The sequence below is a fragment of the Pseudomonas sp. GW822-FHT02E03 genome, from assembly GCF_058802325.1.
On record NZ_JBXAOA010000054.1, the window covers coordinates 22,741 to 33,125 of the forward strand.

The following is a 10,385-nucleotide window of genomic DNA, read 5'->3' on the forward strand; positions in this document are numbered from 1 at the left end:
ATGGTGCTTAAAGGGATCGGTGACTCAACCGCGTTTGGCGTACAGCTTCGCCTCGCCCGGTGGACGGGTCTTGAAGCGGCGATGTGCCCAGAGGTATTGCTCCGGACATTCGCGCAAAGCACTTTCGACCCACTGGTTGATCCGAATGCAGTCAGCCTCTTCCGTCTCACCGGGAAAGCCCTCGAGCGGCGCATGAATCACCAACCGATAACCACTGCCGTCCGCCAGGCGTTGCTGAGTGAATGGCACTACCAGTGCCTTGCCCAGCCGTGCGAACTTGCTGGTGGCGGTGACGGTTGCCGCTTCAATCCCGAACAGCGGCACGAAGATACTTTGCTTGGCGCCATAGTCCTGATCCGGCGCGTACCAGATCGCTCGGCCTGAGCGCAGCAGTTTGAGCATGCCGCGCACGTCGTCACGCTCCACCGCCAGCGAGTCGAGGTTGTGCCGCTCGCGACCAAGACGCTGGATGTAGTCGAACAGTGGATTCTTGTGTTCGCGGTACATGCCATCGATGGTGTGTTGCTGACCGAGCAGTGCCGCGCCGATTTCCAGCGTGGTGAAATGCACGGCCATCAGAATCACGCCCTTGTCCTGCGCCTGGGCCTTCTTCAAATGCTCCAGGCCTTCGATATGGGCCAGTTTCGCCAGACGCTTGCGCGACCACCACCAGCTCATGGCCATCTCGAAGAAGGCGATGCCGGTGGAGGCGAAGTTTTCCTTGAGCAGACGCTTGCGCTCGGCAGCGGACTTTTCAGGGAAACACAACTCAAGATTGCGCTTGGCAATGCGCCGTCGGTCGCCGGCCACTCGATACATCAAGGCACCCAAGACGCGACCGACCGACAGCAACGCCGGATATGGCAACTGCACAATCAGCCACAACAGCCCCAAGCCACACCACAGCGGCCAGAAACGTGGAGAAAGAAATGCTGTTCGAAAACGCGGGCGATCCATTAAAGGTTCCGTCAAGACAGTGGCCGCGCATTCTACATCGTTCGACCCGGCTTGCGGCCTGCGGGCGTTCTCGTTATAAGTCTCGGCACTTTTAGTGACAAGTCGTTGTATGCCGACCATGAGCCAAACCGAACCGCTAGACCAAGATCCCGTGTTCCAGTTGAAGGGCAGCATGCTTGCCATTACGGTGCTGGAACTGGCCCGTAACGACCTTGAGAACCTTGATCGGCAACTGGCCGCCAAGGTCGCCCAGGCGCCAAACTTCTTCAGCAATGCACCGCTGGTCCTGGCCCTGGACAAACTTCCGGCCAGCGAAGCCTCGGTCGATCTGCCGGGGCTGATGCGCATCTGCCGCCAGCATGGCCTGCGCACACTGGCGATCCGTGCCAGCCGCATTGAAGACATTGCCGCCGCCATCGCCGTCGATCTGCCGGTGCTGCCGCCGTCCGGCGCCCGTGAACGCCCGCTCGACCCGCACGAAGGCACCGTTGCGAAAAAACCGGAAAAACCACCGGAACCGACCATCAAACCGACCAAAATCATCACCTCGCCCGTACGCGGTGGCCAGCAGATTTATGCCCAGGGTTGCGATTTGGTGGTGATTTCGTCGGTCAGCCCGGGGGCGGAACTTCTCGCCGATGGGAACATCCATGTATACGGCGCGATGCGCGGTCGTGTCTTGGCCGGCGTCAAAGGTGACACGAAAGCCAGGATTTTCTGTCAGCAAATGACCGCTGAACTGGTCTCTATCGCTGGCCACTACAAGGTTTCCGAGGATCTGCGTCGTGATCCATTGTGGGGCGCGGGCGTACAAGTCAGCCTGTCGGGCGACGTGTTGAACATCATTCGGCTTTAACGGATACTGCCGCATTTTCCAAGCATCTCTAAAACGTAGCGAAAACGGCTCAAACGAAGTAGGAAAAAGGCCAACAGCAGTGTTTACCGGGGGTAAACGCCGCTCAGAACCGGATTCCAGCCAAGGCTGTCCGACTGCAGTAGTTTTTCAAGAGATGTTTTTCAGGGGCTAAACGTCCTTTTTCCTTAGGGGTAAAACACCTTGGCCAAGATTCTCGTGGTTACATCCGGCAAGGGTGGTGTGGGTAAGACCACCACCAGCGCCGCTATCGGTACCGGCCTCGCTCTGCGTGGTCACAAAACAGTTATCGTCGACTTCGATGTCGGCTTGCGTAACCTCGACCTGATCATGGGTTGCGAGCGCCGCGTGGTGTATGACTTCGTCAACGTGGTAAACGGCGAAGCCAACCTGCAACAGGCCCTGATCAAAGACAAGCGTCTGGAAAACCTCTACGTACTGGCCGCCAGTCAGACTCGCGATAAAGACGCGCTGACAGTCGAAGGCGTCGAAAAGGTCCTGATGCAGCTCAAGGAAGACTTCGAATTCGTGGTCTGCGACTCTCCGGCGGGCATCGAGAAAGGCGCCCACCTGGCCATGTACTTTGCTGATGAAGCGATTGTAGTGACCAACCCGGAAGTCTCCTCCGTACGTGACTCGGATCGCATGCTGGGCCTGTTGGCCAGCAAGTCCCGTCGTGCCGAAAACGGCGAAGACCCGATCAAGGAACACTTGTTGCTGACCCGCTACAACCCGACACGCGTGAGTAACGGTGAAATGCTCGGCGTCGAAGACGTCAAGGAAATCCTCGCAGTAACCCTGCTGGGCGTGATTCCGGAATCGCAAGCCGTCCTCAAGGCATCCAACCAGGGCGTACCTGTGATTCTCGACGACCAGAGCGACGCCGGTCAGGCGTATAGCGATGCCGTTGATCGTCTGCTGGGTAAAACCGTGGACCATCGTTTCCTCGATGTCGAGAAGAAGGGATTCTTCGAGCGACTTTTTGGAGGTAGGTAATGAACCTTTTTGACTTCTTTCGTGCCAGTAAAAAGGTCAGCACCGCGTCGGTAGCGAAAGAGCGTCTACAGATCATCGTGGCGCATGAACGCGGCCAGCGCAGTACGCCGGATTACCTGCCAGCCTTGCAGAAGGAACTGGTGGAAGTGATCCGCAAGTACGTCAATATCGGGTCCGATGACGTGCACGTCGCTCTGGAAAACCAGGGCAGTTGCTCGATCCTGGAACTCAATATCACCCTGCCAGATCGCTGAGTCGATCCGGCAGGAGCCACGGCGGCTCAGGCTTTCCAGCTCTCTGTAGGAGCGAAGCTTGCTCGCGAAGCAGGCAACTCGGTCTATCTGATAGACCGAGGTGACGCATTCGCGAGCAAGCTTCGCTCCTACAGGGGCGTGGGCCTGAGCCGCCGTTGGCGTTTGTTACGAGGCTGTTTTAATGCCGTTGTCCAACATCCGCATCATTCATCAGGACGCCGCCGTACTGGTGGTGAACAAACCGACCCTGTTGCTCTCCGTCCCCGGCCGGGCCGATGACAACAAGGACTGCCTGATTACGCGCCTGCAAGAAAACGGCTACCCGGAAGCGCGAATCGTCCATCGGCTGGACTGGGAAACGTCCGGTATCATTCTGTTGGCCCGTGACCCGGACACTCATCGCGAGCTGTCTCGGCAATTTCACGACCGCGAAACCGAAAAAGCCTACACCGCCCTGTGCTGGGGACAACCGGAACTGGACAGCGGCAGCATCGACCTGCCCCTGCGCTACGACCCTCCAACCAAGCCACGCCACGTGGTGGACCACGAATTCGGCAAGCATGCCCTGACGTTCTGGCGTGTGCTGGAGCGTTGTGGCGACTGGTGCCGCGTCGAACTGACGCCGATCACCGGCCGTTCTCACCAGTTGCGCGTGCATATGCTCTCGATAGGTCACCCGCTGTTAGGTGACGGACTCTATGCCCATGAACAGGCACTGGCTGCCTGGCCACGCTTGTGCCTGCACGCGAGCATGCTCAGCTTCACTCATCCCCAGACCGGCGAACGCCTGCGCTTTGAGTGCCCTGCACCGTTCTGACTGCCAATGCAATAAAAACTGTGGGAGCGGGCTTGCCCGCGATGAGGTCGGCACAGCCAGCATAGATGTTGCCTGACCCGCCGCCATCGCGGGCAAGCCCGCTCCCACAGGGTTCTGCTGAAGACGTAAACTCGTAGCACCCGCAGCAGTCCACCGCCAATTCGGTGACCAATACGTTAAACTGGCGCCACTGCTGTCTGGAGCTTCTTATGCGCGAAGAGTTGAACCAAGGCCTGATCGACTTCCTCAAGGCCTCCCCTACCCCGTTCCATGCCACCGCCAGCCTTGTTCAGCGTCTGGAAGCGGCCGGTTTTATGCGCCTCGACGAGCGCGAGCCGTGGACCACTGAAGCCAATGGTCGTTACTACGTCACCCGTAACGACTCTTCGATCGTCGCGTTCAAAATGGGTCGTCATTCGCCCCTGCACGGCGGCATCCGCTTGGTCGGCGCACACACTGACAGCCCGTGCCTGCGAGTCAAACCCCAGCCGGAACTGCAACGCCAGGGCTTCTGGCAACTGGGCGTCGAAGTTTATGGCGGTGCACTGCTGGCACCGTGGTTCGACCGTGATCTGTCTCTGGCCGGTCGCGTGACGTTCCGCCGCGACGGCAAGGTCGAGAGTCAGTTGATCGACTTCAAGGCACCTATCGCGATCATTCCGAACCTGGCCATTCACCTCAACCGTGAAGCCAATATGGGCTGGGCGATCAACGCCCAGACCGAACTGCCGCCGATCCTCGCGCAATTCGCCGGTGACGAGCGCGTGGACTTCCGCGCCGTGCTCACCGATCAACTGGCCCGCGAACACGGCCTGAACGCTGACGTAGTGCTCGATTACGAGCTGAGCTTCTACGACACCCAAAGCGCAGCGGTCATTGGCCTGCATGGCGACTTCATTGCGGGTGCGCGCCTCGATAACTTGCTGTCGTGCTACGCCGGCCTGCAAGCTTTGCTGACGACCGAAACCGACGAAACCTGCGTGCTGGTCTGCAACGATCACGAAGAAGTCGGTTCCTGCTCCGCCTGTGGCGCCGACGGTCCGATGCTTGAGCAAACCCTGCGTCGTCTGTTGCCCGAAGGGGATGAATTCGTACGGACCATTCAGAAATCCCTGCTGGTTTCGGCCGACAACGCCCACGGCGTGCATCCGAACTATGCGGACAAGCACGACGCCAACCACGGCCCGAAACTCAACGCCGGCCCGGTGATCAAGGTCAACAGCAACCAGCGCTACGCCACCAACAGCGAAACCGCCGGCTTCTTCCGCCATTTGTGCATGGCCGAAGAAGTACCGGTGCAGAGCTTCGTGGTGCGCAGCGACATGGGCTGCGGCTCTACCATCGGCCCGATCACCGCCAGCCACCTGGGCGTGCGCACCGTGGACATCGGCCTGCCGACGTTCGCCATGCACTCGATCCGTGAGTTGTGCGGCAGCCATGACCTGGCGCATCTGGTCAAAGTGCTGAGCGCGTTTTACACCTGCCGCGAATTGCCGTAGTCCGAGCGAATCGCAACCTGTGGGATCGGGCTTACTCGCGAAGGCGGTGTGTCAGTCGACATTAATGTTACCTGACACACCGCCTTCGCGAGCAAGCCCGCTCCCACACGGATTGCGCTGCTTCTGACTCACTTCCGCCCCACATCACCTCCGCTCGTCCGAAAGCCGCCTAGACTTGCAGTACCCTCTCCGACAAGGCTGTCACCATGATCTCGTTGTCTTCGTTCCACGCCATGCTGATCCCGATTCTTTCCGGGATGATCATGCTGGCCATCGGCTTCAACTTTCGCGACAAGAACGCCGGTGTGTTCGCGATGTGGGTTGGCATGCTGATGATCCTCGCCACTGTGATCTACAAGATCCTCGCCAAACTCAACGAATAAATCCTCGCGCCTGGCTCGCATTGATTTTGACGGGCTCGTACACTCGGCCGATTCGCTCATCCGAGGTTGACCGTGTTCGCTCGTCTTTTTGCCCTGCCATGTTTGCTCCTTGCCTGCCTGATGACACTGCTGCCGATGGCGCCTGCCCAAGCGGTCAGTTTGCCGGGGTTGCTCAATGGCTCGGCGAAAACCCAGCCGCAAGCACAAGAGCCGTTGGGGCAATCGCTGGACGAAGTCATCAAGTCCCTGGAAAACGATCAGCAGCGCACCCAGCTACTGACGGACCTGAAAAAACTTCGCGACGTCACCCAAAAGGCTCAGCCGACCACTGAACAAGGCGTGCTGGGGCTGATCGGCGGCACTCTGGCCGGTCTCGAAAAGCAATTTTCCGGCGCCGACAGCCCGCTCAATCGCTGGTCCGAAGAGGTCGATCTGGCCAAGGACGAACTGGCGGCGCTGATGCTTCCGGCCAATGAATGGCTGCCGATCATCTTTGCTTTCGCTGTAATCCTGATGGTCTGGAGCCTACTGGCCGCCGCCCTGATCTGGCTCGGCCACCGGGTACGCATGCGCTTTGGCCTCACCGAAGAACTGCCACAACACCCCAAGGCGCTGGACATGCTGCGCTTCGCCTTGCGCAAACTCGGACCGTGGTTGATTGCCTTGGTCATGACGGTTTACATGACCTACGCCCTGCCTTCGTCATTGGGCAAAAGCCTGGCCATGGTGTTGGCCTATGCGCTGGTGGTCGGTACCTGTTTCTCGGCGATCTGCGTGATCGCGTTTTCCGTGCTGGATGGTCCGCATCGCCACCGTGCCTTGTACATCCTGCGGCATCAGGCCTTCCGCCCGTTGTGGCTGATCGGCAGTTTTGCCGCCTTCGGTGAAGCCCTGAACGATCCGCGCCTGATTGAAAGCCTCGGCACTCATCTGGCTCACACAGCAGCAACGTTCGCCAATGTGTTGGCGGCGATCTCCACCGGTTTTTTCGTTCTGCGTTTCCGTCGGCCCATCGCGCACTTGATCCGCAATCAACCGCTATCCCGGCGCCTGACTCGCCGGGCCTTGAGCGACACGATCGAAATCCTCGGCACCTTTTGGTACCTGCCAGCGCTGGTGCTGGTGGGCATCTCGCTGTTCGCCACCTTCGTCTCCGCCGGCGACACCAGCACGGCCTTGCGTCAGTCACTGATCTGTACCGTGCTGCTGGTGTTGTGCATGGTCATCAATGGGCTGGTGCGCCGCCATTCACTCAAACCGCAACGCAGCGTGAAGCGCCACGCGCTGTATTCGGATCGCCTGAAAAGCTTCTTCTACACCCTCGCCCATCTGCTGGTATGGCTGGCATTCATCGAACTCGGCCTGCGCGTCTGGGGGATGTCGCTGATCCGCTTCACCGAAGGCGAAGGTCATGAGGTCAGCGTCAAACTGTTCAGCCTCGGTGGCACGCTGATTTTTGCCTGGCTGATCTGGATCCTCAGTGACACCGCCGTGCATCACGCCCTCACCCGCTCGCGCAAAGGCCTGGCCAATGCCCGTGCACAGACGATGATGCCGCTGATCCGCAACGTGCTGTTCGTGGCGATTTTCATCATTGCGCTGATCGTCGCCCTGGCGAACATGGGGATGAACGTCACGCCATTGCTGGCCGGTGCCGGTGTGATCGGTCTGGCCATCGGTTTCGGCGCGCAATCACTGGTGGCCGACCTGATCACCGGGCTGTTCATCATCATCGAAGACTCCCTGGCCATCGACGACTACGTGGACGTCGGCGGCCACTTGGGCACGGTCGAAGGCTTGACCATCCGCACCGTGCGCCTGCGGGACATTGACGGCATCGTTCACACCATTCCGTTCAGCGAAATCAAAAGCATCAAGAACTACTCCCGGGAATTCGGTTACGCGATCTTCCGGGTGGCGGTGCCCTCCAACATGGACATCGACGAGGCGATCAAACTGATGCGCGAAGTCGGCCAGAAGATGCGCACCGACCCGCTGCAACGGCGAAACATCTGGTCGCCGCTGGAGATTCAGGGGGTAGAAAGTTTCGAATCCGGCAACGCGATTCTTCGCGCACGCTTCAAGACCGCGCCAATCAAGCAGTGGGAAGTTTCCCGGGCGTTCAACCTGTCGCTAAAACGCCATCTGGATGAAGCCGGGCTGGATCTGGCGACGCCGCGGATGAGTGTGCACGTCGCCAAGGAATAAAATCCCTTGTAGGAGCGAGGCTTGCCCGCGAAGACGGACTATCGGCCAACATCTATGTTGAATGTCAGTCCCTCTTCGCGGGCAAGCCTCGCTCCTACGGAAGATCAAAATCAAGATCAAAAGATCGCAGCCTTCGGCAGCTCGTGTGCGCAGCCAGGATTCAGACCACATCCACCCCGACATGAATCGCATCATGGCGCCAAAATTCGAGGTCGCAATCGATCAACCGCTCGTGCTGATCGTAATTGACCCGGGCAATCCGCAACCCCGGGCTGCCCACCGACACCCGTAAAGCCGCCGCGGCGTCCACCGACAACGCCGTCGGCACAATCTCGAAACGCACCCGCCCGTAGTGCAAGTCGTAATGCCGTGCATACAGTTCGGTCATCGACTGATTCAGATCGAAGTCCAGAATCCCGGGGAAAAACTGCGGGTTCAGGTAGTGCTCCACATACAACACCAATCGCCCGTCAATCCGTCGCGAGCGGCAAATCTGGATCACGCTCGACAGCGCCGGCAACTGCAACCAGGCACACACCGCCGCTGATGCCGGTTGCAAACGGGCCGAAATTACCTCGGTGGACGGCACTCGCCCCTGCGCACTGACCATCGCGTGAAAGTGGCTGCGCTGCATCAGGTTGTAAGCCAGCCTTGGTGGCGACACAAACCAGCCGCGCCGCTCCTCGCGATAAATCTGGCCCTGGGCCTCCAACTGCAATAAAGCCTCACGCACGGTGATCCGCGTGGTACCGAACAACTCACTGAGCTTGCGCTCTGCCGGCAACTTGCTCCCGGGCGCCAACAGACCGTGGTCAAGCTGTTCTTGCAGAACCTGCCCGATGGCTGTCACCGCTTTGGTGGTCTCGATGCGCATCAACGTTACCTATCTGGACTAGACCAGCACTGATTCAGGGCAGAACCGTGATTCAAATCGGTTCCTTCAACTGCCTGCAAGCCTAGGCACTGCATATGACTGACAGATGACAAAGCCGCCGAACGGTTGCGCCAGACACCTGCAATTTTATGGCCAAGCCCCTTTCATATCAGCTCTTTAGCCATGGTCTACGCTTATCTCGCACCCCGCGTATCCGAGCGCAGAAAATTCAGGCCGACCGGTCGTCGACATCAAAATGTCATCCAACCCGCCTAAATTGGCTCAGGTATTGCTGACCTAGACCAACACAACCGCAATCGCAGCGTTGAAAGCGCCCAAAGGAGCTTCGGATGAAACAGTTTTTCCTGGCATCACTGTTAGGCTCGACCATTGCCCTGTGCACCACCGCCATGGCGGCGGATGATCTGAAAACCCTGGAAGCCGCTGCGAAAGCGGAAGGCGCAGTCAACAGCGTCGGCATGCCCGATGACTGGGCCAACTGGAAAGGCACCTGGGAAGACCTGGCCAAGAAATATGGCCTGAAACACATCGACACCGACATGAGCTCGGCCCAGGAAATCGCCAAGTTCGCCGCCGAAAAAGACAACGCCACGGCCGACATCGGCGACGTCGGTGCCGCGTTCGGCCCGATCGCAGTCAAGCAAGGTGTCGTGCAACCTTATAAACCCACCACCTGGGAACAGATTCCGGACTGGGCCAAGGACAAGGACGGTAACTGGGCGCTGGCCTACACCGGCAGCATCGCGTTCATCATCAACAAAAAGCTGCTGCACGGTTCTGAAGCGCCGACCAAATGGGCCGACCTCAAGACTGGCAAGTACAAAGTTTCTATCGGTGACGTGAGCACCGCCGCACAAGCGGCCAACGGTGTACTGGCCGCCGCTCTCGCCAACGGTGGTGACGAGAAAAACATTCAGCCAGCCCTGTTGCTGTTCGCTGACATCGCCAAGCAAGGTCGCCTGTCCATGGCCAACCCGACGATCGCCACCATGGAAAAGGGTGAAATCGAAGTCGGCGTGGTCTGGGACTTCAACGGTCTGAGCTACAAGGCCAAGATGGCGAATCCGAATGACTACATCGTGCTGATTCCATCCGACGGCTCGGTGATTTCCGGTTACACCACCATCATCAACAAATACGCGAAGAACCCGAACGCCGCCAAGCTGACCCGCGAATACATCTTCAGCGATGCCGGCCAAATCAACCTGGCGAAAGGCAACGCCCGTCCGATCCGCGCCGAGCACATCAAACTGCCGGAAGAGGTCAAGGCCAAGCTGCTGCCTAACGAGCAGTACAAAAAGGTTACGCCGATCAAAGACGCCGACGCATGGGAAAAGACCTCCAAGGGGCTGCCGCAGAAGTGGCAGGAAGAAGTCATTATCAACATGCCGTAAGACGGTAGCCCCCCATTCGGGGATCTGATGGAGATCCAATGTGGGAGCGGGGGGGGGGGGGGGGGGGGGGGGGGGGGGGGGGGGGGGGGGGGGGGGGGGGGGGGGGGG

10 protein-coding genes are annotated in these 10,385 nt (G+C 59.2%); 8 read left to right on the plus strand and 2 right to left on the minus strand.

The features are described from left to right. Positions 1-24 precede the first annotated feature (24 nt). Positions 25-957, minus strand: coding sequence for a lipid A biosynthesis lauroyl acyltransferase (locus tag AC1RQB_RS25460; RefSeq protein WP_008076337.1), 933 nt, complete (start codon positions 955-957; stop codon positions 25-27). Positions 958-1,075: 118 nt separating this feature from the next. On the opposite strand from AC1RQB_RS25460, the gene minC reads away from it, so the two are divergent. From minC to AC1RQB_RS25495, 7 genes are all read left to right on the plus strand, one after another. After that, positions 1,076-1,813 carry a septum site-determining protein MinC gene (minC, locus tag AC1RQB_RS25465; RefSeq protein ID WP_032830770.1) on the plus strand — a complete coding sequence of 246 codons (738 nt, stop codon included), beginning with the start codon at positions 1,076-1,078 and terminating at the stop codon, positions 1,811-1,813. 201 nt (positions 1,814-2,014) lie between these two features. Then, positions 2,015-2,827 (plus strand): septum site-determining protein MinD, encoded by an 813-nt coding sequence (minD, locus tag AC1RQB_RS25470; RefSeq protein ID WP_007898841.1) that lies wholly within the window; start codon positions 2,015-2,017, stop codon positions 2,825-2,827. Beyond that, positions 2,827-3,081 (plus strand): cell division topological specificity factor MinE, encoded by a 255-nt coding sequence (gene minE, locus AC1RQB_RS25475; RefSeq protein ID WP_007898843.1) that lies wholly within the window; start codon positions 2,827-2,829, stop codon positions 3,079-3,081. Before minD ends, minE begins: the two co-directional genes overlap by 1 nt. A 181-nt stretch (positions 3,082-3,262) precedes the next feature. Beyond that, the gene (locus AC1RQB_RS25480) at positions 3,263-3,898 is read left to right on the plus strand and encodes an RluA family pseudouridine synthase (protein ID WP_008073690.1); all 636 of its coding nucleotides are present in this window, start codon (positions 3,263-3,265) and stop codon (positions 3,896-3,898) included. 209 nt (positions 3,899-4,107) lie between these two features. Further along, on the plus strand, positions 4,108-5,397 hold the full coding sequence (locus tag AC1RQB_RS25485; RefSeq protein ID WP_063342977.1) for a M18 family aminopeptidase: 1,290 nt from the start codon (positions 4,108-4,110) through the stop codon (positions 5,395-5,397). 206 nt (positions 5,398-5,603) lie between these two features. Continuing rightward, positions 5,604-5,780, plus strand: a complete 177-nt coding sequence (locus AC1RQB_RS25490) for a hypothetical protein (protein ID WP_007898847.1) — start codon at positions 5,604-5,606, stop codon at positions 5,778-5,780. A 72-nt stretch (positions 5,781-5,852) separates the two neighbouring features. Beyond that, the gene (locus tag AC1RQB_RS25495; RefSeq protein WP_063342976.1) at positions 5,853-7,988 is read left to right on the plus strand and encodes a mechanosensitive ion channel family protein; all 2,136 of its coding nucleotides are present in this window, start codon (positions 5,853-5,855) and stop codon (positions 7,986-7,988) included. A gap of 160 nt (positions 7,989-8,148) precedes the next feature. On the opposite strand, the gene AC1RQB_RS25500 is transcribed toward AC1RQB_RS25495, so the two are convergent. Beyond that, the gene (locus tag AC1RQB_RS25500) at positions 8,149-8,862 is read right to left on the minus strand and encodes a UTRA domain-containing protein (protein WP_007898856.1); all 714 of its coding nucleotides are present in this window, start codon (positions 8,860-8,862) and stop codon (positions 8,149-8,151) included. Positions 8,863-9,212: 350 nt separating this feature from the next. On the opposite strand from AC1RQB_RS25500, the gene AC1RQB_RS25505 reads away from it, so the two are divergent. Further along, positions 9,213-10,277 carry an ABC transporter substrate-binding protein gene (locus tag AC1RQB_RS25505; RefSeq protein ID WP_063342975.1) on the plus strand — a complete coding sequence of 355 codons (1,065 nt, stop codon included), beginning with the start codon at positions 9,213-9,215 and terminating at the stop codon, positions 10,275-10,277. Positions 10,278-10,385: the final 108 nt, after the last annotated feature.

Excerpts from the sequence above, each read along its gene's own strand:
- AC1RQB_RS25460 (WP_008076337.1), bottom strand. The coding sequence starts at position 957 with ATGGATCGCCCGCGTTTTCGAACAGCATTTCTTTCTCCACGTTTCTGG.
- minC (WP_032830770.1), top strand. The coding sequence starts at position 1,076 with ATGAGCCAAACCGAACCGCTAGACCAAGATCCCGTGTTCCAGTTGAAG.
- minE (WP_007898843.1), top strand. The coding sequence starts at position 2,827 with ATGAACCTTTTTGACTTCTTTCGTGCCAGTAAAAAGGTCAGCACCGCG.
- AC1RQB_RS25480 (WP_008073690.1), top strand. The coding sequence starts at position 3,263 with ATGCCGTTGTCCAACATCCGCATCATTCATCAGGACGCCGCCGTACTG.
- AC1RQB_RS25485 (WP_063342977.1), top strand. The coding sequence starts at position 4,108 with ATGCGCGAAGAGTTGAACCAAGGCCTGATCGACTTCCTCAAGGCCTCC.
- AC1RQB_RS25490 (WP_007898847.1), top strand. The coding sequence starts at position 5,604 with ATGATCTCGTTGTCTTCGTTCCACGCCATGCTGATCCCGATTCTTTCC.
- AC1RQB_RS25500 (WP_007898856.1), bottom strand. The coding sequence starts at position 8,862 with ATGCGCATCGAGACCACCAAAGCGGTGACAGCCATCGGGCAGGTTCTG.
- AC1RQB_RS25505 (WP_063342975.1), top strand. The coding sequence starts at position 9,213 with ATGAAACAGTTTTTCCTGGCATCACTGTTAGGCTCGACCATTGCCCTG.